General features: G+C 59.2%; 19 protein-coding genes, 1 tRNA gene and 1 pseudogene. 8 read left to right on the top strand and 13 right to left on the bottom strand.

The features are described from left to right. Positions 1–106 precede the first annotated feature (106 nt). From AC3D24_RS09280 to AC3D24_RS09270, 3 genes are all read right to left on the bottom strand, one after another. Entirely contained in the window at positions 107–550 is a 444-nt protein-coding gene (locus tag AC3D24_RS09280; protein ID WP_489030032.1) for a hypothetical protein, read from the bottom strand. An 81-nt stretch (positions 551–631) separates the two neighbouring features. Continuing rightward, entirely contained in the window at positions 632–817 is a 186-nt protein-coding gene (locus AC3D24_RS09275; protein ID WP_489030031.1) for a hypothetical protein, read from the bottom strand. Positions 818–1,000: 183 nt separating this feature from the next. Further along, positions 1,001–1,894, bottom strand: coding sequence for a LysR family transcriptional regulator (locus AC3D24_RS09270; RefSeq protein WP_489030030.1), 894 nt, complete (start codon positions 1,892–1,894; stop codon positions 1,001–1,003). A 116-nt stretch (positions 1,895–2,010) separates the two neighbouring features. Between AC3D24_RS09270 and AC3D24_RS09265 the strand changes: the two genes are divergently transcribed. The 7 genes and pseudogenes from AC3D24_RS09265 to AC3D24_RS09235 form a co-directional block, all read left to right on the top strand. Continuing rightward, complete coding sequence (locus AC3D24_RS09265; RefSeq protein ID WP_489030029.1) at positions 2,011–2,730, top strand: pirin family protein; 720 nt, start codon at positions 2,011–2,013, stop codon at positions 2,728–2,730. Between the two features lie 170 nt (positions 2,731–2,900). Then, positions 2,901–3,503, top strand: a complete 603-nt coding sequence (gene wrbA, locus AC3D24_RS09260) for an NAD(P)H:quinone oxidoreductase (protein WP_489030028.1) — start codon at positions 2,901–2,903, stop codon at positions 3,501–3,503. Positions 3,504–3,758: 255 nt separating this feature from the next. After that, complete coding sequence (locus AC3D24_RS09255; RefSeq protein WP_489030026.1) at positions 3,759–4,919, top strand: tyrosine-type recombinase/integrase; 1,161 nt, start codon at positions 3,759–3,761, stop codon at positions 4,917–4,919. 555 nt (positions 4,920–5,474) lie between these two features. Next, positions 5,475–6,992 (top strand): NAD(P)/FAD-dependent oxidoreductase, encoded by a 1,518-nt coding sequence (locus AC3D24_RS09250; RefSeq protein ID WP_489030024.1) that lies wholly within the window; start codon positions 5,475–5,477, stop codon positions 6,990–6,992. Further along, positions 6,992–7,141 (top strand): hypothetical protein, encoded by a 150-nt coding sequence (locus AC3D24_RS09245; protein ID WP_489030022.1) that lies wholly within the window; start codon positions 6,992–6,994, stop codon positions 7,139–7,141. The genes AC3D24_RS09250 and AC3D24_RS09245 overlap by 1 nt, the downstream gene beginning before the upstream one ends. A 290-nt stretch (positions 7,142–7,431) precedes the next feature. Further along, a complete protein-coding gene (locus tag AC3D24_RS09240) occupies positions 7,432–7,593 on the top strand; it encodes a hypothetical protein (protein ID WP_489030021.1) in 162 nt (53 codons plus the stop codon). Positions 7,594–8,020: 427 nt separating this feature from the next. Further along, positions 8,021–8,128: pseudogene (locus AC3D24_RS09235) on the top strand (IS66 family transposase); the annotation flags it as partial. A 104-nt stretch (positions 8,129–8,232) separates the two neighbouring features. Here AC3D24_RS09235 and AC3D24_RS09230 read toward each other — a convergent pair. The 3 genes from AC3D24_RS09230 to AC3D24_RS09220 are packed head-to-tail and all read right to left on the bottom strand — an operon-like array spanning position 8,233 to position 12,373. Continuing rightward, positions 8,233–9,807 carry a hypothetical protein gene (locus AC3D24_RS09230; RefSeq protein ID WP_489030019.1) on the bottom strand — a complete coding sequence of 525 codons (1,575 nt, stop codon included), beginning with the start codon at positions 9,805–9,807 and terminating at the stop codon, positions 8,233–8,235. Further along, a complete protein-coding gene (locus AC3D24_RS09225) occupies positions 9,804–10,367 on the bottom strand; it encodes a hypothetical protein (RefSeq protein WP_489030017.1) in 564 nt (187 codons plus the stop codon). Before AC3D24_RS09225 ends, AC3D24_RS09230 begins: the two co-directional genes overlap by 4 nt. Continuing rightward, complete coding sequence (locus tag AC3D24_RS09220; RefSeq protein ID WP_489030016.1) at positions 10,364–12,373, bottom strand: hypothetical protein; 2,010 nt, start codon at positions 12,371–12,373, stop codon at positions 10,364–10,366. The genes AC3D24_RS09225 and AC3D24_RS09220 overlap by 4 nt, the downstream gene beginning before the upstream one ends. Before the next feature lie 944 nt (positions 12,374–13,317). Between AC3D24_RS09220 and AC3D24_RS09215 the strand changes: the two genes are divergently transcribed. Further along, positions 13,318–13,394: transfer RNA gene (locus AC3D24_RS09215), tRNA-Pro, on the top strand. A 648-nt stretch (positions 13,395–14,042) separates the two neighbouring features. Here AC3D24_RS09215 and AC3D24_RS09210 read toward each other — a convergent pair. From AC3D24_RS09210 to rfbC, 7 genes are all read right to left on the bottom strand, one after another. Further along, a complete protein-coding gene (locus AC3D24_RS09210) occupies positions 14,043–16,433 on the bottom strand; it encodes a hypothetical protein (RefSeq protein WP_489030015.1) in 2,391 nt (796 codons plus the stop codon). A gap of 413 nt (positions 16,434–16,846) precedes the next feature. Continuing rightward, the gene (locus AC3D24_RS09205) at positions 16,847–17,422 is read right to left on the bottom strand and encodes a recombinase family protein (protein WP_489030013.1); all 576 of its coding nucleotides are present in this window, start codon (positions 17,420–17,422) and stop codon (positions 16,847–16,849) included. A gap of 285 nt (positions 17,423–17,707) precedes the next feature. Beyond that, a complete protein-coding gene (locus AC3D24_RS09200; RefSeq protein WP_489030012.1) occupies positions 17,708–18,679 on the bottom strand; it encodes a PIN domain-containing protein in 972 nt (323 codons plus the stop codon). A gap of 34 nt (positions 18,680–18,713) precedes the next feature. After that, positions 18,714–19,055, bottom strand: coding sequence for a hypothetical protein (locus AC3D24_RS09195; protein ID WP_489030010.1), 342 nt, complete (start codon positions 19,053–19,055; stop codon positions 18,714–18,716). Between the two features lie 351 nt (positions 19,056–19,406). Beyond that, positions 19,407–20,387: a putative phage head morphogenesis protein gene (locus tag AC3D24_RS09190; RefSeq protein ID WP_489030008.1), complete on the bottom strand. Its 981-nt coding sequence runs from the start codon at positions 20,385–20,387 to the stop codon at positions 19,407–19,409. A gap of 103 nt (positions 20,388–20,490) precedes the next feature. Beyond that, a complete protein-coding gene (gene rfbB / locus AC3D24_RS09185) occupies positions 20,491–21,450 on the bottom strand; it encodes a dTDP-glucose 4,6-dehydratase (RefSeq protein ID WP_489030007.1) in 960 nt (319 codons plus the stop codon). Continuing rightward, entirely contained in the window at positions 21,371–22,039 is a 669-nt protein-coding gene (rfbC, locus tag AC3D24_RS09180) for a dTDP-4-dehydrorhamnose 3,5-epimerase (RefSeq protein WP_489030005.1), read from the bottom strand. The genes rfbB and rfbC overlap by 80 nt, the downstream gene beginning before the upstream one ends. Positions 22,040–22,543: the final 504 nt, after the last annotated feature.

Below are 22,543 nucleotides of genomic sequence, written 5' to 3'. Positions count from 1 at the left end.
CTCGACTTCGATTCATTAACCACACAACATCTGAAGGCAAAAGGTTAATTTCGACTTAAGTCTGGTTGCGCGCGGCGGTCCGGACGGTCTTGAGGCATTGATTTCCTTACAAGTCCTTGCCGACGCCTACTCGATCGCGCTGCGTCTCAAAGTCGCCGGACAGCATGTCGCGATCGGCTTCGAACAGCCACGCCATCGCTTCAGCCTCGGAATAAACGATGCGTACGCGACCGGGCGGCGCGATCTCCGCCGCCATCGAGGTGGGACGATGCGGCGCGACGATGATCGCCGTCCGGCGCGACGGCGAGTTCGCCGCGAACGACTTCTGGAACTCGACGACCAGGACGCGCTCGTGCAGCAGCTTCTCGCGGATATCGACGAGCGTCAGGAAATCGCCGTGGCGGACGCCGGCGGACTTCATGTCGTGGATCGCCTTGGCATGATCGACGGCAAGGTCGTCGCTGTGGGCATTTGCCCACTCGCCCCATAGCGTCAGGCGCATGAACGCACGTGCGGGGTCGATTTCGATCCGGTGACCCGCTTCCGTCATCACCATTCTCCCGCCAGCCGTTAAATTACGCTATATCAATATATTAGAACGCATTGATACAGGTAATTGACCTAGGGACTACTAGTCGCGGGGCGACCCGGCCCTATCGCCGTGTTCGTCTCTACGAATGGTTTCGCTGAGCGTAGCGTACACGGCAGCTTGGTCGAGATGGGCGCGGCGCAGGGGCAAACTTGCCGCGATCGCGGCGGCGTTCAGTTCGGCATCGGCCAGCCGTTCATACTCCGTCGCGGTAAGTGTGTCGTGCAAGTTGGCCTCGGTCGTTGTCGGTTTCGCATCAGATCGACGAACCGGTTTCGACGGCGACACAAGTAACCACAGGGACGCTCGAGACTCATGAAAAGATGCGGACCAGGCTGAATATACGTCAAATTGTAGGACCAGCGCCGCTTGTGGGAGGGCGATGATGGCAGCCTGAACCCGGGTGTCGTTCTACCCCGGATCGCGCAGCCGTTTGCCGAGAAAGTCGATCAGCGCCTCGACGCGGGCGGGGCGTAGCGGACTGGGCGGGGTGAGAAGGTGGAGGCCGATCTTGGCGGGCGCCCAGTCGTCGAGGATGGTCACCAGCGCGCCGCTGTCGAGGTGCGCGTCGATGATGAAATCGGGCAGGCGGGCGATGCCGAGGCCGGCAATCAAGGCGGGAACGAGCGCTTCGCCACTGTTGGCGGTGAGTTGGCCTTGCAGGCGGACCGAGACGTCGGCGCCGCCGGGACCGTGGAAGCGCCACGGGCCGACGACGTTGGAATAGCCGAAGAGCTTGTGCTCGCCGAGTTGCGCGGGATGGGTCGGCGTGCCGTGCTTGGCGAGATAGCCGGGGGCCGCGACGGTGTGCGCCTGGATACTGCACAGACGGCGGGCACGAAGCGAACTATCGGGCAGTTCGGCAATGCGGAGCGCAATGTCGAAGCCTTCCGCGACGATGTCCACGCGCGCATCGGACAGATGCAGGTCGACCTCGATCCCCGGGTGCGCAACGAGGAATTCGGCCAGGATCGGCGCGACGTTGGTGATGCCGAAACTCATCGGCGCGGCGAGGCGGACGCGGCCGGTATGCGCGCTGGCCGAATCATGCGCGGACTCCTCGGCGGCGCGTGCTTCGGCAAGGATCCGTGCGGCATGTTCGGCAAGCGGTTTGCCGGCTTCGGTCAACGCCAGCCGGCGCGAGGTGCGGTGGAACAGCGACTGGCCGAGATGCGCCTCCAGCCGGGTGATCGCCTTGGAGACGGTTGCCTTGCTGAGCCCGACCGCATCGGCGGCGGCGCTGAACGAGCGATGCTCGACGACGCTGGCAAAGATCGCCCAGGCTTCGAGATCGGGCAGGCGCATGGATCGGTCTCCGGGTTTCTCCGTGATTGCTAGCAAACGAAACGATCGGTTTCCAGCGTTTCTATTTACGGTATGATCGAAGCGCCTATCTAGGGTTCAACCAGTGGAGACCAATCATGACGACCACGACCTTGAACAAAGTTGAACGCCGCCCCTTCGACAGCCTTGGTCATGCCGACCACGGCTGGCTGAACGCCCGTCATCATTTCTCGTTTGCGAGCTATTATGATCCGGCGCGGATGGGATGGGGAGCGATCCGGGTTTGGAACGACGACCAGATCGCTGCGAACTCGGGCTTTCCGCCGCATCCGCACCAGGACATGGAGATCATCACCTACGTGCGTAGCGGTGCGATCACGCACCAGGATTCGCTCGGCAACAAGGGCCGTACCGAGGCTGGCGACGTCCAGGTGATGAGCGCGGGCTCCGGCGTGCGTCACGCCGAATATAATCTGGAGCCCGAGACGACGACGATCTTCCAGATCTGGATCGAGCCGTCGCGCAAAGGCGGGTCGCCGAGCTGGGGTGCCAAGCCGTTTCCGAAGGGCGAGCGCTCCGGGCAGTTCGTGACGCTCGCCAGTGGGTTCGAGGGTGACGGCGATGCCCTGCCGATCCGCGCGAACGCGCGGGTGCTGGCGGCGACGCTGAAGGCCGGTGACAGTGTCGACTATGCGATCGATGAAGGACGGCACGTGTATCTGGTGCCGGCGACCGGCGCGATCACGATCGGCGACGCTACCTTCGGCGCGCGCGACGGAGCGGCGCTGCTGGGCGGCCAGACGGTGACGATCACGGCTCAAGACGATGCCGAGATCGTTCTGGTAGACTCGGAGTAAGCTTCGTCCCCCTCCCGCAAGCGGGAGGGGGCAGGGGGTGGGCTCGCGCTCACCTCCGCCGTGACCATCGTTGAAGATACGCACTTCGATCCGGCTCGCTTGCCGAAGCCGGGTGCACACCCCCCAGCCTCCTCCCGCTTGCGGGAGGGGGAGCCAAGAAGGAAACACATATGACCAAGGTCCTCGTGCTTTATTACTCGTCCTACGGCCATATCGAGCAGATGGCGGACGCCGTCGCCGAGGGCGCCCGCGCCGGTGGTGCCGAGGTCGACATCCGCCGTGTCGCCGAAACCGCGCCGCAAGCGGTAATCGAAGCTGCGCACTTCAAGACCGACAGCGCGCATGCCGTGATCGAAGGCCCCGACGCGCTCGCGCAGTATGACGCGATCATCGTCGGCGCGCCGACCCGCTTTGGCCGGATGCCTGCGCAGATGGCGCAGTTCTGGGACACGACGGGCGGCCAGTGGTTCTCCGGCGCGCTGATCGGCAAGGTGGGCGGTGCATTCACCTCGACCGCGAGCCAGCATGGCGGCCAGGAAACGACGTTGTTCTCGATCATCACCAACTTGCTGCATCACGGCATGACGATCGTCGGCCTGGATTACGGCTTCCAGGCGCAGATGGGCGTCGACAAGGTCAAGGGCGGCTCGCCCTACGGCGCGACGACGATCTCGGACGGCGACGGCAGCCGCATGCCGCACACCGAAGAACTCGACGCCGCCCGCTACCAGGGCAAGCGCATCGCCGAGACGGCGGCAAAGCTGAAGGGGTGAACTCAAGTGGCGCTGGTGGAAACGCCAGCGTCACCACTTTGCGAGCGGGTCGGCGCGTTCATAACTGAAAAGATGGTGCACCCGACTGGATTCGAACCAGTGGCCTCTGCCTTCGGAGAGGTTGGAATAGGGTGTTTTTGGGATCTTCTGAGCTTCTAAGTATCAGTAAAGTCTTGATTCTTGCTCCCGCATGGTCCAGCTGTTTCCCACTATGTTTTCCGTATTTTTTCCGTACGGAATAAGCGGGAGGCCGGCATGGCGCTGGACTTGAGCAAAGTGAAAGAGCGGGAAGCGCTCCGCAAAAAGCGCGAGCCGCACTGGCAGCGGATACGACCTGGCTGCTTCCTTGGCTATCGACCGTCGGCACGAGAAGGGATAGGAACGTGGATCGCTCGTGCTTATGACGAGGACCGGCGCTGCTATCGCTTGAAGGCGCTCGGCGACTTCGGCAAACTTTCAGGCCGTGAGCGGTTCGCCGACGCCAAAAGGGAGGCGGAAGCCTTCGCCACTTTGGTAGAAGCGGGCGGCCATATCGAGGAACTGCTTGAGACAGTCGAGCAAGCGTGTCGCCGCTATACAGAGTCGCACCCCGAATCGGTAGGCCGCTTCACGCGCCACGTCTATTCCGATCCCGTCGCCAAGGTAAAGCTCACTAGGCTTCGGCGGTATCATTTGCAGGCATGGCGCAAGCGCCTGGAAGAAAAGCCAGCGCAGGTCTCTCGGCGCAAAAGCGGGCCGCAGGTTACCCGGGATCGGGCGCCCTCCTCAGTTAACCGAGACATGGCGATGCTTCGCGCTGCGTTGAACAAGGTACTTGCGCCGGGTGCACCTGGTACCGAAGCTGCATGGCAAGAAGCATTAAGGGCCATCCGAAATGCTGACCGGCAACGGACGCTGTTTTTGGATCGCGACCAACGGCGCGCACTTTTGGAGAATGTTGCCACGGAGGCTGAACCCTTCGTGCGGGCGCTTTGCCTGCTTCCACTTCGGCCGGGGGCCGTAGCCAGTCTCACCGCCGGGAATTTCGACAAGCGGACATCGGAGCTCACCATCGGCAAGGACAAGAGCGGCAAGCCTCGTCGGATTCTTATACCAACCGCTGTCGCCGATTTTTTTGCGGCGCAGGCGAAGGGAAAGCTGCCGCACGCCCCGTTATTGGCGCGTTTCAACGGCACGGTATGGGACAAGGACACGTGGAAGAAGCCGATTGCCGAGGCAGCTATTGCTGCGAAGTTGCCAACCGGAACAACCGCTTACACGCTTAGGCATAGTACGATCACCGATCTCGTGAATGGCGGTTTGCCGCTACTTGCGGTAGCGCAGATCAGCGACACGAGCGCGGAGATGATCGAAAGGCATTATGGTCACCTCTGTCGGCATGCAGCAGTGGAGGCGTTGGCGGGCCTAGCTTTATAGGGGCACCGGCGATCACCAAGTAGCTACTGTGCTATCGGCAGGTCATCGATCATGGTTGCTGCGCCAGTATCGTGGCTGACCTGCCCGGCGGGTATCGATCCGTGGCTTGCTATAGCTTTTGGGAAAATACGGTTGCAGACGCTCCTTGTGCTCGTAGCTAGTACGGGTCGCTCGTTTGTGGTCTCCTCAGGAGTAGAAACAGCTCGTGAGGCTTACATCAACGGGTCCAACCATAATCCTGGTCATTCATAAGAGTATTCGAAGCACGTATTCGGAGCCAGCGCTTCCAGATAATCGACAGCATATTGAGCGCTATCCCGTCGGGCTCTTGGCGCCGGTTTCCCGTTTCTTTACCATGCGTTCGCTATTGGTGTGATAGCGCGCAAACACCAGCTAGCTCTCTTTGTTCGTTCCGTGGATCCGTTGGATGTCGGTAAGCGCCATGATGAGCGTCATCGTCAAAGTTCTGACAGCACCCCACAGGTTTTTCATCCTCGTTAACCACACCTTAGGCGTCTTCGACGATACACGCTGCAACTTGTGGGGAATGTCTGGATGCCGAACACGCCTGTCGACGTTGCGATCATCGGGGCGGGCCCTGCCGGGCTGACAGCCGCCTATCTGCTCGGCAAGGCGGGCTATTCCGTCACCGTGATCGAGAAGGATCCGGTGTACGTCGGCGGCATCAGCCGGACCGTCGAGCATGATGGCTTCCGATTCGACATCGGCGGGCACCGGTTCTTCTCGAAGTCGCAGCCGGTGGTCGATCTCTGGAACGAGATCTTGCCGGACGACTTCATCGAACGCCCGCGGATGAGCCGGATCTATTACGAGGGCAAATTCTACAGCTATCCGCTGCGTGCGTTCGAAGCGCTGGGGAATCTCGGCATCTGGCGCTCCACGCTGTGCATGGCGAGCTATGCCAAGGCCAAGCTGCGACCTAACCCCAACGTCCGTAGCTTCGAGGATTGGGTGGTCAACCAGTTCGGCCACAAGCTGTATTCGATCTTCTTCAAGACCTATACCGAGAAGGTCTGGGGCATGCCGTGCGACACGATGTCGGCGGATTGGGCCGCCCAGCGGATCAAGGGACTGAGCCTTGGCGGGGCGGTGATCGATGGGCTGAAGCGCTCGCTTGGGCTCAACAAGAAGCCCAATGACGGCATGCAGACCAAGACGTTGCTGGAGAGTTTCCGCTATCCGCGGCTCGGGCCGGGGATGATGTGGGATGCCGCGCGCGACAAGGTGCTGGCGCACGGCAACACGATCATGATGGGGCATGCACTCAAGCAGCTTGCCGAGGATTCGACCGGTCGCTGGCGCGTCACCGCTACCGATCGCGACGGCGGGACGGTCACGATCGATGCGGGCCATGTGATCAGCAGCGCGCCGATGCGCGAGCTCGCGGGACGGTTGCATCCGTTGCCGACGACGTTGCCGCAGGCGAGTGCGCTTCGGTATCGTGATTTCCTGACCGTCGCGCTGATGATCAAATCGCCTGATCTGTTCCCCGACAACTGGATCTACATCCACGATTCGAAGGTGAAGGTCGGTCGCGTCCAGAACTTCCGCAGCTGGTCGCCGGAGATGGTGCCCGATCCGGATATCGCGTGCGTGGGACTCGAGTATTTCTGCTTCGAGGGCGATGGATTGTGGGCGGCGAGCGATGCCGATCTGATCACGCTGGCGACGAAGGAAATGGCGATCCTCGGGCTGTGCGATCCGGCGCACGTCACTGGCGGTGCGGTGGTGCGACAGGAGAAGGCGTACCCGGTGTACGACGAGGAGTACCGCGACAACGTGGACGCCCTGCGCGAGGAGATCGAGACGCGACATCCGACCTTGCATTGTGTCGGGCGCAACGGGATGCATCGCTACAACAACCAGGACCACGCGATGATGACCGCGATGCTGACGGTGCGCAATATCCAGGCGGGCAAGCGGGTACACGACATCTGGAGCGTCAACGAGGACGCCGAATATCACGAAGCGGGTAATGAGGGCGATCAGGCGGGCATCGCCGCTGCGCTCTCCAGCGTCCGCGACGTCCCAGAACGCTTGAAGGCCGCATAATGCCCGCATCAGGGCGGTCCTGGCAGACGGTCCTTGGCGGCTGGGCCTTGGAGGCGCTCGTCCTGTGTCTTGCGTTCGTCGGTGCCATTGCGACGCTACGCTTTCCCGACCCGGATGATGCGATGCGATTGCTCAAGGTTCGCGGCTAGCTCGGAGCAGAGCTGGTGGGAAGCAGCTATGCGATGCACTAGTCGCGATTTGTCGACCTGCCGATTGCAGCCGCCATGCTAGTGCTCGATCCGGTCTTTGCTCCCGATACCGCGAACCGGATTGCGATGACCGTCGTGCCGCTTATGACGTTGCTGGCGTCAATGGCGTCAGCCACAGAATCGACCCGACGCTTGAGCGACGTCGAGCGCGAGAAACTTGCCGTGCTACTCGGCCCAATATCGATACCCATCATCTACCAGATGCGGGCGTTGCGTATCGATTATCGCGGGTGGCAGATCGTGCTGGCGATGGTGGGAACACGCTCATCGTCGGGCGATCGACGCTGCGCAACGGCGCATTCGCCGGGCTGGTGCTGGCGACGCTGGTGACGGTTTTGCTGGAAGGGCTGCCGGTGGCGGTGGCGATCACTACGGTTGCTGCGCCGGCCTAGGCCTGGGAGCCGTCGCGGCGCTCATTCCTAATCGGGGTGGCCGTCACGTTCTTATGGCACTGCTGCTGCTGCACGTCGCGACGCCCGGACCAGGAATGTTTGCCCCGGGTTCCGATGCGGTTTCTCCTGGCTGGTTGGCCGTGCGTTGCCGATCGCATCGCATCGCATCGCCGGGGCTGGTCGCCGGCGCGTTGTTCGCCGCGACGTCTGGGAGGATCGTCGCATCTTGTCTCGATCTCTTCGAGCCGTCCGGCGTGCCGAGGCGTCGCCGACGTTCGGGCGTTGGCGCAACTGCCCGCTGGCGGCGTTTTTTTGCGCCGATTGACGCCACGCTCGTGATTGTCGCGATGACCCATCATGACGCTATCACTGGTAGTTGCCATCGCAACGCGCAGGCGATTCACCACGTCATTGCCGGCTTTTTCGAAGCTTGCTCCAGGCCGACGCCTATGCTGGTTACGACGGGCTCTATCGAAGCGGCGTCACAGAAGTCGCGTGCTGGGCCCATTTCAGGCGCAAGATGTTCGACCTGCATGAGCGGGTTGCCACGCGGCGCGGAACAGTTTCGTGATAAATGATCTGCCGAATACGGTGGTTCGACATGCACAAGTGCGACGATACGTGTATTTTGCCGTAAAATTAGTGGCGGTTCGATAGTTTCGTCCAGATTGTCCCCTGATCCAAAGCTCTTTGGTTCGCTACGCACCGCGGAGGGCGTGTGCCTTGTTCCAGGGCGGTTGGTCCCGCAACGTTCAGATAATAGCGTTGCCCATCATAGCCGGATGGAATGTACGCAATGGTACGCATCAGCGATGCCGGAAGTGGAATTTGGGTATCGGTAAGAAGGTAGAGACGCCCGTGTTGTCGAACCTCGTTGCGAAGATACGTATCGAATTGCGCTAGGGTCTTCAGCGTGACGTCGTGGTTCCAGCGGATAAAGCTTTGCGTGCAATCGCTCTGGACCTCGCGAAAATCCATTCCCGTAAGTGCGTGCAGTCCGGGCCCGGGGCTTTCGTCCAAGAGGAGCCATTGCTTGCCTGCCAGCCCTCGATCAATGATCGCCTTTGCAGCCAGATGGCCCGTATTGAACGGTACGATGAGGCTGTAGAGGCCGATCCCTATTCCACAAACCGAAGTTGCCGCCAACCAGAGACGAAACGGAGCACGCAGGCTATTCGTACGCTCAGCTTCGCGCCACTTCAGCAGCATGAGCAGTAATGCGATCAGCGACAGATGGCGTGTATGGAGGGGGTACACGAAAATGCTGAAGAAAAATGTGAGAAGGATGAACCCGGCGAGCAGCAGTCGATGAAAGTGATCGTCGGCGACCTGTTTCCAAGCAAATAGCAGGAACATTATACCGCCGGCATGGCCTAGCCCCAATGGCCAAGTCCCATTCCACATGAAGCGACCTTTGACGAACTGGATCGGGATCAGCAGCGTCGACAAGCGTTCGAAGAACTCGTTGTACGACCAGAACCAGTGTTCGCTTTTGATCGCGGGCAACACGTCCGGCGCAGGAATAATCGACCAGGCTGCCACCACTGAGGCGACTATCCATAGGGCGATACCTGGAGTCCATAGTCTGTGGTCGCGCCACTGGAGGAGGACCATAACGACAGACATCACGCCGAACAGGAAATCGCATAAGGGCAGCATGGCCAGCCACAGCCATGCGATCTTGCGGTCGCGCATCGCCATGAAAAGGAAGAGGCACGTGACTCCGAGGGTCAAGCTTCTTGATATCGTGAGATAATCGAAAAGCATGAAATAGCCGGTTGCAACGAGTAGCCGCTGGAGCCGCGTGAAGGGCATGCGCAAGAGTATGATAGCCTGCGTGGCGAGCGCCGCCAGCGCGCAGGTGACCGGCAGAACCCAGTAGATCGGTATGATCACGGCCATCGAGCGAAGGATCAGATACCATAACGGCGGATGACCCTCGTAGCGCAGGTTCGCCATCAGATCGGTGAATGTCGGGCTCTCCTGCGCGATCAGCAGCGCCTGCCATTCGTCGAGCCAGGGACGATGGGTGAAGATCAACGCGAGCTGGAATGCAATTGTCAGGATCACGCAGAGCAACCAAATACGATCATGGGCCAGCTTGGCGTTGGCCGTCCCTTCACATTGGGCAACCGATCCACGAAAGCGATTGCGGCGACGCGGTGTCGACATCTCAGGAATGCCGACGATCAGGCGTTCGGTTATACTGTTCATCGACGTCGATCCGGGACACGGCCTCCGACGAAGCGAGGATCGGTACCGAACGTCGCGGCCACGAAGCGACTCAAGAGCATGAAGCGTTCGCCTTGGGGCGTCAGCCTGATGCGACCCGTCCGATCCACGACGATGTTCCCCGACTGGCCTTGTTCTATGACGCGGCGGTTGATCGCACCCATGTCCGACACATACCCTTGCAAGAACGCCGCCTGGAGATCTGCGGCGTTGATTCCATCACGGTCATGCCGCTCGATCGTTGACAATAGATAGACGCTGATTGAGCGATCAACGGTTACCGGCAGGATGACGAGAACACACAGGTTCAAGCTTAACGATAGCGCGACCGCAGGGACTACAAGCGGCCCGCCGTCGTGGTGTGCGGTGAAAAGCGCTAGGAGTCCGGTCGCAATCCCAGCGCAAATGGCCAGCACGATTCCGCGATAGAACAAGATGGGTATCGTACTGAAAAGCCCAATCGCAAACAGCGTTACGAACAGCAAAAATCCAAACAGCGCCAACGCGATCAGCGCTGCTGCCTGACGAACATGTATGATCATTGCCCCCCCCCCTTGGCGACCGAGACAGCCGCGACGCAGACATCTCGCGACCTGTATGCGCATGCCCAGTCTATCGGGACATGCCCTTGGTTCTTCCATACCGGATCCAGGCTGGTAATCAGAAGGTAATCAACACTGTTTTCGCGGGCGATGCGGCGCACATCCACGAACGGTATGGTGTGTGTAAACAGCGGCATGAGGCGCGCGATCCTGGCATCGATCAGAGCTTTGTCGGCACCGAACAGTTGAGCCTGCTCGTCGGCGACCGCAACGCGATTATGCCCGTACAGTCCGAAATCGAACACTCGCTCGGCTGAGCCTGGGTTATGCTGGACGATGGCGTCGTGCGGGATCGTCCGGTCAAGCGCGGTATAGGCATGTCGTAGCGCGTCATCGTTTTCGGGATGCCGGTTGATATAGCTCATTGCCGTCGTGAAGTACGGCGTTCGGATAAAGCGCAGGCCGATGAGATCATACGCTGTTGCCGACAGCCCCAAGGCGATGGCCGCAATCCGGATGACGGATCCGCCAAGCCATTGGCGGTTTTCGGTCAAGATTGCCGCGGTCCAAACAAGTGCACCGAACTGGGCGAACCAGATTGCCCGCCAGCCGAAATCATTGTTGATGACGGTCGAGCGGACGAAGGATGCAGCGATGAGCGACACGATAGCCCCGACGATCAAGAGTCGACCGATCGGATTATCCCAGTTCCGTCGCGCACGACCGGAGGCGATAAAGGCGATCGCGCCGAGCGCGAACAGGCCAAACTCAATGGCGAAGGTCCCGGGAAGAAGGGCGATCCGCATCAATGCGTCCGACAGTGATGGCGAGAACGGGCCCCCCTGACCGAACGGACGGACAAAGACCGCCAGGGGAAAACCAGCGGATGTGCGGCCGAGAATCAGATCGTGGACCTGCGGCAAGATGAGGATCAGTGCGACGCCGCTACTTGCCGGCAGCATCCAGGCGGGGGGCATATCCGCACGGCGCAACCCTGCCAGCCACCAGATGCCCAGGATCGGTACAGCCACCACAGTAATCCAGATCGAGCTTCCAAAGGCGGTAGCAAAGGCCAACCCGGACGCTATCGTGCAGCACAGGCAATACGGGGGGCGGGCCACGCCCGTTTCGGTGGCTTCGGCTAGAACGAGGCAACCGACGAAGACGGCGATGAGGGCGCTGATATGATGGGGAACCCAAACGATCGACGTCAGTGCCCAGCGTGTCTCCTCACCCCACCAATCGAGCTGGACCAACGTCGTTCCGTGCACGAGATAGTCGAGTATGCCGGGGACAAGATCGAAACCCGATACTGCGCACAACAAGACGCTTAGGGCGAAAAACCGTCGCCGCGCTGCCGGAGGGACCATCTTGGCCTTCGTCCCAATCAGTAGCACGAGTTGCGGAAACACCAGCCCAGTGACGAAGCTCGCGGCCATGAACGCGGTGCGCGCATCAATCACCTCGCGTCCGACCCAATGGATCAAGGCTGGTCCGATATAGAAATAGTAATAATAGCCCGCGATCCCGGGCCGCGCGAAGAACATGTCGTGCAGCGGCAGACCGTCATGCGCGATGGTCCGTACGACCGCAGCATGCTTTACCAGATCGAGGATGGCGAAGGATTGATGGAGCTGCCCGTCCCAGTCGACGTCTACATAGGCAAAGGCGACGACGCCCCACCATGCTAGGGCGACGCCGTACCAGGAGGCGCGCACCCGGCGCAGATGGCGCACGACCCCGGCCGTTCCGGCAAGCGCGAGGCCGGCATGCAGGACTATCACCATGCCCATGCCGATGTTGCGGATCGCCAGCGCGTCTACCGCCGGCAACAGCGTTACCCCAAGTACCATGGCCCATGGCAGTGAGCATTCGCGATCCGAAAGCCCACCAAACCGGACCGCGAGCGCAACCAAACCGAACCCCGGTCCCAGCAGCAAAATCAAAGCAAGGAGGGTCGCGGCAGCATATTGCGCCAGATCGACCAACAGGAATGTAACCGGCATGGCTCTCGTTACCGCACGGGAGTCAACACCGCGTTAACGACGTTTGACGGTGATACCAGAAGCTATGGGTTTACATGTCGGTATGTAGACCCATAGTTTTCATCAGAACCGCAGCCGCACCCCTGTGGCAATGCTCTCGCGATGGTCGTCGCCCCCGGCAGCGACCGCGTCCGGGCATCGCCACCGTCATAGAGCACCGACGCGCCGATTTCTACGCGGTCCGCGGCATAGTGGCCATGGACGCCTGCGACGATGCCGTCGGCGCTGGTCGCAGCCCCCCCCCCCCCCGTGGCGCGATACGCTGGAGCTGTCGAGGTAGCCGGCGAACGCCCTGACCTGTAGATCGGCGTCGAAAGTTGGGCCCCGTTAAACTCGCACTAAGCTTTTGACTTCGCGCCGCGGATTCAGATTGGGGGGGCGTCGTTGCCGATTAGGACACTTCGCAAACCACAATTTTGAAAAATTTAAAGCTACTTACTTCCCTCACAGCGGGGTCTCGTGTGCGACGCCGATCCACAGTCCCGGAATGCGCAAGTCGGCGCCCTAATGGCCAAAACATACCCGCCGTGCCTCGCTTGCGCGATCGGAGAGGACGATGAACGCGCCCTATCGGTCATGCATGTTCGGGTGGCCCACGAACAATCCGGTGTCGGGCATTCGGCGATCCAGCGCAACGCCGTCGGTGCGACCGCGGCAGCGATGCGCAGGCGCGATACCGCCCCCCCTCCAACTGAGCAGCGTAGAGATCGACCAGGATGTCCCAGCCGCGATCCCGCGACGGCGTCGCGTCGAAGACCTGTCACTGCATCGCAGTGCGCTGATCGCCTCACGGACATCTGCCTCGCTCGGCTCAACCACAGCGGTCGGCGCACAATGGCGATTGTTGCGGTCGCCGACGATGAACGCTTGCGTATTCGGCCATGTATCCTTAACCGCAGCGCTGTCGGGGAGTGGCGCAGGCTGGTAGCGCACCTGGTTTGGGACCAGGGGGTCGCAGGTTCGAATCCTGTCTCCCCGACCATTTACACAAAGTTATTATTTTTCAATTGGTTAGCGATGGCCGCTGTAGCAGCTGTAGTATCGTTTGCTGTAGCGAGTTCGATATGCCTGGTTCCTTGAATGACGGTGACTTAGCCTCAGAGTCAGCGCTTTGGCACGAAATACTGCCGGCCGTCCGAATCGCCATTATGCGCGGTGCCTTGCCCCATGCCGATTTCGATGGGTGGGAACGTCACTGCCGCGAGGAAAACTGTTTGGCGGTTGAGGCCCTCCGCTGGCTGGACGACACTTCCTCCAACGCGCACGCTGCGTGGTCGACCAGCCCATCGCAGCTTACTAACGAAGAGGTTTCCATGGTCGATGACGCCCGCGCCGCAATGCGACGGCGTGCTTTCGACGACGCAGGCAATTAGGTGAGGCCGTGCCATCGGGCATCCGGTGTCCGTAGCAATGGACGACAGAATCGCGGCCTTCGCTAAGGCTCTACGGCACGGTTGGCCGGCGGGGGCAACACGACACGTGTGGACGAATGAAGGCTGTGTGAGCCCGCTCGGAGGCGGCTTGGGCTCAATAGGCTGGGGCAGCATTTTTGCCGCATGGTATCCATTCCATCGCCCAGGCGAGCCGCTGACGCCCCCTTCGCCGCCCAATTGAGAACAAATTTAGGTCGTTAGTCGGGCAGGAAGCCAAACTCATAAACCTTAGGACGCAATTTTGCAGTTAGTGCAGAATAGGCGGCCTTGAACGGATCAAAGTCGGTGAGTTCGGTTTCGCCATAGGCCTCGAGCGCGCGGCGGATCTGATACCATCCGGCATCAGGGCGCCCCAATTTGTATTCTTCGCGGATTTTGCGCGGAAAGCCGGTGCCATGAAAGCGGGACCATAGCTTGCGCCCTTCGTCAAGCACCCTCATCGCCTCATGCGAAAAGTCCATATCAGCCATGTAGCGAACCATGAAGTCGCTCTCAAAATGACCCTTCGCGCCGACTTCGCCCTCGGTGAAAGGTATGAAGTGATTGTCGAGGCTCCAATCACGTCCATTCCAGTGAAGCCCGTCAGCACCGGCGGTCAAGTTCTTACCAGCGAAGAGCATCCAAACGAGGCAATCCGCCTTGAAGTCGTCGGTCAGGGGCTGCGAAGGTTGAAGAAATTGGTCGCTGTGATTCAGCCACGTGTGTTGAGGAAGAAGGCGAACGGAGAATATGACGGCTGCTGCCCACAGATTATCGGGCAGAATGAACATTCCGCCACCATTTCTTCCTGTGAAAATGGACGAAGTGATTAATGTTCCTTGTCCAGCGTTTTGCAAGTCGTTGTTGCTCGCAAACAGATGTCCAATGGCCCCGACACAAGATCGCTTTAGGCGGGGATTTCGTGAGGGCGTAAGCGCGTTCGATAAAGGAATTGTCACGTCGCCCCGCGCCGCTGGAGCGGGCATCCAAGCGTTTAACAGCGATGTCACAGGTCGGACAACGTAGGTTTTCTCGCAGAAAAGTTCGCCGCGACGGTTAAGGGCATTCAGCGTGATATCTGCTACCTGCGAATTGACGCCTTGATCCCAAACCAGAAAACTGATGGGGAAATTCCCTCGCAGGCCATCGAAGACACGACTGTGCACGACAAAACCGCCGAGAAACTTTGCACGCCAAACATTTCGAAACGGCTCAAAATTCGGAGCATTTACATATTTCAGCGTGCTGAATATCGCGAGTTTCGAGTGGGGCAGCTCTTGCCGGATACGGACCAAGAACTGCACGAATAACTCTTTGCTGGCATAACCTAGGTTAGTATCGCGCATTACATTGTTGATGCGCGTTTTCTCTACGCCAATCTTGTTTTCTTCCCCCTTTGCAATGCCAGAGCCGCTTTCGGCATAAGGCGGATTAATCAGCACCAAGATCGGCTTGGCACCCTTCTTGCCTTCGCGCGCATCGGCAATCGCCTCTCGCAGGCGCCGGGGCAACTTGTTTGAGAGGCTGTAGTCAATCTCGCCGAAATCGGTGATGTCGTCGTTTAGATAATCGTATTGGAAAATCTCCGCGCCAGCGAACGCCGGATTGGATTTCATGATTGTTACATTAGACTGATCGAGCGTTGACATGATGACGTTGCGCAGATTGCTGTGCTTTGCCTCCAGATTGCCGACGCCTGCACACATGTCCCACACCAGATAACTGTCCTGCCAATCCTCTCCCAAGGTCGCGCGGAGCTGATCATAGGCTTTGTCGACGATGTGCAGCGGGGTATAATAGGCCCCCTTGAACTTTTGCTCATCGAGTGGAAGCAGGCTGTCGTGCCGTTCCAGCAAATAATGCCGGTATTTAAGTTCGGGTGGTCGGTGATAAATCGCCCAGAAGTTACGATAGCCCCGGTCATTAGCCAGTTCATAGGTTTCGCCGTGAAGCAGAAAGGTCGGACCGGCGGCGGTCAGTAGCAGTCGTGCGGGCAAATTATTCATCGCCTCCTGCTTGCCGTCATGCATGATGTCAGCAAAAAATAGCACAGCATAATCGGCTTGTGCCTTTACTCCCAGTTCTTCGCCGATCATCGCCACCCAGCGATCAAACGCTTGCCGCAAGTTATCGGGTGTAATCGGTGTTCGGATGATGCGTCGTTCCTTAATCGCATCTTTTACGGCCTTGATGAACGCCGCCTCGTCATGCGCGATTTCGTATTCAACAATATGCGTTTGGACATAAGGGGCGATCTGCGCGCCCAATTCCTTGCCAGCGCCCGACCCGGATTTGGGCCAGACGATGCTCTTGTCGTCCAATAAGGGCAGCGCCTTTTCCGTCGGCATGATCGCCGCCTTGTCGCGATCGATAACGGCCAGAAAAGCCGGGATCGGTTCGCCTCGCTTCTTTGCCGCGCGGATATAAAACATCAGTTGCGCGAACATGATGATCGGTGGCGTCGAAACCGCCTTTGCCTCGAACCAGACCTCCTGCGTTTGAATATCGACGAGGTTCTTGGAAACACCCTTGAGTCCCAGCGCCGCTATATAGGCGTCCTTAACGTCTTCCTCGGTGCGGGCCTTGGCGAGCGTCTGTGCCAAAATCATTGAATTCGTCGGCCTCTTTTTTTCGTTCAAACCAAGATTGGTGGGTATAAGCCTGTTTCAGTGATTGGCGATAGCAAAGCAGACCGTTCACTCTCCATCCAAAAACATACGGTAGCGCAACGGCTAGACTTCTCCGCAGCAGACGTGCAGCAATCCAATCTGGCGGTTAACCCGGAGCGCACAGCAAACGCTAAGCGGCAGGGGCTCGGGCTGATTTGACACGATAATTGAGGTCCGCCCCTTGACTGGGTCTGCGCCTGCCGAGTCGTTCGTTCATTGCTGCTTGGAAATTCGGCACGAGGCCAAGTGATGCGCCATGTGCATCGCGCGCATTGATGCGGCGGCGATCACCGCGATAGCTGACGATTTTGTGACGCTCCCCTGCCCCTCGCCGGGGCGAGTGGTGGGGTAGCTTAGGCCCGTTTCGCAACACGCTGAATGGCAGCGCGGCTCACCCCATACTGCTTAGCCAATACGCCTAGGGATGTTCCCTGTGCGCGGCTGGCGAGCACCGCTTGCTGTTGCGCACCAGTGAGGGCGGATGGTCGCCCTAGCGCCTTTCCTTCGGCCTTGGCGCGCGACAGGCCGGCTTGCGTGCGCTCGATAAGCAAGTCGCGCTCGAACTCTGCGACAGCCGACAGCACGCCCATCGTCATCTTCCCCGCCGCACTGGTGAGGTCCACACCGCCAAGGGCAAAGCAATGCACACGCACTCCGATCGCCGCCAGTGCCCCCACAGTTGCGCGAACGTCCATCGCATTGCGCCCCAGGCGATCCAGTTTCGTCACGATAAGCACGTCTCCATCCTCAAGGCGATCAACCAGCTTGGCGAAGCCCGCGCGTTCCATAGCGGCGACCGACCCCGACACAGTTTCAGTGATCACCCGACGCGGTTCGATCGCAAAGCCCGCCGCCTCAATCTCACGGACCTGATTGTCGGTGGTCTGATCGACGGTACTGACACGGCAGTAAGCGAAGGTGCGGGCCACAAGAACGACTCCTGTATCGAAAGCGTGTTTCGAAAATAGCAGTGCATCGCAATTATCGTCAAGCTACATTCCGATACATGCCGTGCAACTGGCACGTAATCGGTCGTTTTCGATACAGGTGCATGCGGTGAAACGTGGCGGGTGCGAGATCGCGCACCTACTGTATTACTAGTGCGACACAGCGAGAGCAGTGAGAAAGGGGTGTTGCTCGGGTAGAAAACCCACCGCCGTTCATTTCAAAATGGGTTGGAGCGGCAGGCTATACGTGGCGTGGTTGTTTTTCGGCTATGCGGCTAATTTGAACACGTTCCGTAGCTCAACAACTCGGGACGCATCAATCTTGTTCTCGAACTTGTCGATAAGCTTCAAATAGAAGCTCGAAACATCGCTGTCGCTACCGATCCACGTGATCTGGCTGTTCGTCTCACCGGCTGTCAAAATGCGTTCTGCATCCGACCATGTGAGTGCATCGAACAAGCCGTCGAGCTTTGCGATGGCAGTGTGAGTCGTCGCGAAAGCGGTAGTGTTCTCTAGGCTGTCGACTGCGGCGTGCCTCTCAACATCCGTCGCTAGGTTGACATCAGGAAAATTACTATTGAGAAAAGGACGCAGTTCTTCATGAAGGAAGAGTGTTCCCTTCTTTTTATTGCGCCATTCTGTTTTAAGAAAGTAGTGCGGTTGCGTGGCGTTTAATGGGGAAGCGAAGTCGCCGTCCTTGGATATTACGTGAAGGTCGCTGTTTTCCGGCACACCGGCGAGCAAAGCTTCCCAGTTGATTTGGTCTCCGTGAGACTCCTTCTTCCCTGGCGGGTTGCCGACAATCTTACGCACTTTTGCCGCTTCGATAATATCCGCCGTCGTAACAATCATGCTAGCTTCTGCGATAAGATTATCAAACGTCTTGTCTGCTGCAAGCTGTCGACTTTCCGCGTCAGCTCTTGCCTGCTTCAGTAAAGCGTCTCTAGCCTTTTGCAAATCTTTCGCGGAATCGCTGTATTTTTTTGCCTCCGCATACGCAGACATATAGCGGGGAACACCGGGATTTTTGCCGCCCTTCTCGAACTCTCGCGTCGATTCAGCAATTTTAGATTCTCTATTTCTCTCGAACTCATAGACCACTTGATCGGGGACATGCAGAACTAGCTTCTTTGCCTTTGCGAGTTCTGACACTATTTTCAGCGCCTCTACGTCGTCTTTTGTATATGCATAGAAAGCGAGAAAGACGTTTGTGTCTATAAAGATGTGCTTTGCTGCCACGTTGCCTCGCTTATGCGCCGTTTAATTCCGCAGGCTAACGCATCCCGGCGTTCGCCTCAATCAGTGCTGCACCAAAATCATCCATTCCGGCGCCATCTCGCTTGGACACGTCACGGCTCTTTTTCGCTAGGCCCAGCTTGATGAGGTTCGCGCCTAGAAGCGTGACGTTGCGCCGATAGTTCTCTTGATCGACCGCCTTCCCTTCCAAAAGGTCCGCGGTAGCCTGCTCGCATAGCATCGCGAGCGTTGCCGCGTTCATCAGCAACAGGCGTTCCGATGCGGTCGGGTTGCGGCCTAGCTGTTCGGTTAGGTCGCTGCCGATCGACCGGAAGCGCTTCGCTTCCATGGTGCGGCCGTCGACCTTGCGACCAGCCACGACCAGCTCGAATGTTGGTTGTTCAATGGACACTGGAGGCCTTTCGGCGCGTGCGGCGCATATCGATGGCTTGGTCGGGATCCGCGTCTAGCCGGTCGAGATACGCGAGCACCCCGTCACGGACTTGGCGGGGGCTGTATCCCGCAAGGGTGCAAACGGTCGCGAAATCCTCCCCTCCGTTCCTGAACCACGCGCGGGCACTTTCCCTCGTTTGAGACGCCTTCCCGCGAGCTGTATCAGCTCGCCACGCCCCCTTTGCCTCCATGACGGCGTTAGCGATGACACCGACGAACAGCCGCTGTTCAGGCGAGATTGGACCATTGTTGGCGGACGATAGGTCAACCAGCGGACTCATGGTTCGATCCTCAATACCGCCTTACAACGGCATCCGTGTTCCAGTGGCGGTGTGAAACACGGCCCCAGTGGCGTCGCGAACGGTTGGTTCAGCGGAACGCCTTGGCGGTTCATTCCTGGCACTTGAGAATGCGCTAGGCGGACGCGTTCGTCGCCGGCGGTCTTCCAGTATCGCCGCTGGTTAGTTGGCAGCGCGCCGAAGCGCTGCGCGATCTGCCATCCCGTGAGTTTGGCGGTCTCTGCGATCTGATGAGCGGCGTTGCCCGCGAAGGCTTTTACTCGGGCGTTGCGCAATGCCTTCGCGTGGCGATCCAACATGGCTTCGGCGCTGGCAGTCGTCACGCCGTCGCGGAGTGCCTTGGCAAGCATGCGCTGCTGCGCGCCCGAGAGGTGGCCGCGTGCGAATGACAGCATCGTTTCCGGGTCGGCTTTGTTGCCCGTCGCTATGGCCGTGTGGAGTTGCTGGCGCATCGCGTCGAGGGATCGGGCCTGTAGCGAGGAAAGGCCGATGACACGGCTTATCTGGGCGGCACGGGTGTTGGCTGGACCGATCGCGTTCAGCATACGCTCGGTCGTTTGGCGGATCGCAATCGTGCTTTCGGTGACAAAGGCAGCGTGAAGCGATCGGACGGCGTTGTCGCGTGCGAGCACCACGTCGCCAGCATTCGTGTTGGCAATATGATGGACCTGTGCGGCCGCCAGAGCGACGATCGCCCCAAAGAAGGACGCGAGGCCGCTGGTCATCGTAGACGCGTCCAGCGCGTCTGTAAGCGGCTGGTATTCAGCCCCATCGGTGCCGAGCATGAGTGCGAGCTGGTCCCGGTTGTAGTCGCTGGGTCCGTCATCGTCGGCGTTATTGAGAATGGCGGTTATCGCGACTACGTCAAACGCCGCGATCACGTCATCGATCGCCGCATCGATCGCCTTGGCAATGTCAGATTCTTGCCGGGCCGTAAGCTGGTCAATCGGATCGATCACAGCATCACCTCCGCAACATTCGCAGACGAGACTTTCAAATGCGGCTCGATCAGGCGGCGAACGTGCTTCGGCAGTTCATCGGCAATCGTCGGGAAATACATTGTCATGCTGTCGCCCAGCATCCGCTGCATAAACGGGTGCGCCGGAAAGCTGCCCCTGCGAGAGTAGGTGCATAGCGCTTGTCATGCCCGGGACGGTCGGCGACATAGGTAATCTGCGTCGCGTAGGACTGACCGTCGGCGCGCGGGCGGAGGCGATCAAGGATCGTGCAGACGGTCTTCACGACCTCAAGGTTCTGCTTCTCGTTGTTCCCGCCGACATTGTAGGTCCGGCCGGGCTCGCCCTTTTCAAACACCGCGTGCAGTGCGCGGACGTGATCCTCGACGAACAACCAGTCGCGGACCTGATCGCCCTTGCCGTAGACCGGCAGGTCGGCGCCTGCGAGCGCCTTGACGATCATCAGCGGGATGAGCTTTTCTGGGAAGTGATACGGCCCGTAATTGTTCGAGCAGTTGGTGATCAGCACCGGCAGCCCAAAGGTGTGACCCCAGGCCGAGACGAGATGGTCCGAACCCGCTTTTGATGCTGAGTAGGGTGAGCGCGGATCGTAGGGCGTCTCTTCGGTGAACAGCCCGGTATCCCCGAGCGAGCCGTAGACCTCGTCGGTCGAGATATGGTGAAAGCGGAACGCCGCTTTCGCGTCGTCATCGAGGCCCAGCCAATAGGCGCGTGTTTCGCTCAGCATCGTGAAGGTGCCAACGACGTTAGTCTGGACGAACGCGCCGGGGCCGTCGATCGAGCGGTCGACATGGCTTTCGGCTGCGAGATGCGTGACGATCTCGGGCATGAACTCGGAGATCGCGGCATTCACCGCCTCTGCATCGCAGATGTCGCCCTGAACGAAGCGGTAGCGGTTCGAGCTTGCCACGCGCTCGACCGTCGACAGCGTACCGGCATAGGTCAGCTTATCGAAGTTCAAAACCTCATGGTTGGTGTTCTCGATCAGGTGCCGAACGAGAGCCGAGCCGATGAAGCCGGCCCCGCCAGTGACGAAGATGCGCATGAATCTGTCCTTCAGGCGAGCGGCGCCGAGGGGGGGGGGGGGGGCTATCATAGAGAAAGGGGCTGTCGAAATCGGCGAGCAGCGGCTGCCCCGCATCCTTGGCCGACAGTTCGGGCATGGTACCCGCAGGCATTGGCCAATCGATGCCAATTGCGGGATCATTCCAGCGGATGCCGCCATCGCTCTCGGGCGCGTAGGTGTCCGAGCATTTGTACGATACTTCGCAATTGTCCTCGAGCGTTACGAAGCCGTGCGCGAAACCGATCGGGATGAAAAGCTGGTGGCCGTTCTCCGCCGACAGCTCGGCCCCGACCCACTGGCCGTAGGTCGGCGACCCCTTACGGATGTCGACGGCGACATCGAAGATCGCGCCGCGTAAGCACTGCACCAGCTTGTCTTGGCCACGAGGCGGCGTCTGGAAATGCAGACCCCGGAGCGTGAAGGCTGACAGGGACAGCGAATGGTTGTCCTGCACGAATGTGCAGGTGATCCCGAGCTTGGCGAAGGCAGGCATCGAATAGACCTCGGCGAACCAACCACGGGTATCGCCAAAACGCTTTGGGCGGATGAGTTGGACAAGGTAGGGCATAAGGATACGTATACTGAAGTGACGAGGGTCGGAGAGGCAAATCATCTACTTAAAAAGAAGTGCGTTGGCGAAATCTCATCAAATCATGCGGTGTCAGTTCGGTAAGCAAGTAGCAAAGCATCGTTAACTGTGCTTGTGTCAGTTAAGTGACAATCAAGACGAGATTCTACATGGGTATGGTGAGGGGCCTATATCAAAGCCGATATTTATTCAAATATCGAATAGACTTGCGGGTAAATAGTAGTATAGCGATTCTATGTCGTATCATGCTAGGGTTGTGCTAAGAATTATACCCTGATCACGTGTAAGATGGCAGCGGATGCTGCGAGGAGTTTTGGCTGATAACTATTGCTAGTCGAAGATCTCGTACAGATAGGGCGGCAGGCTAGCGTACGGCGGAACTGCCATCAGGTCGAACGCTATGTTCCAGGCCAGCATCGAACCTGTTGTACGTTAAGATCTATACCCTCGTAGCTTAATTAGCTTCTGCTGCATGATTGCGGC

It is taken from the genome of Sphingomonas sp. SL1004, from assembly GCF_057815015.1.
This window is presented reverse-complemented; position numbering and strand designations above follow the sequence as displayed.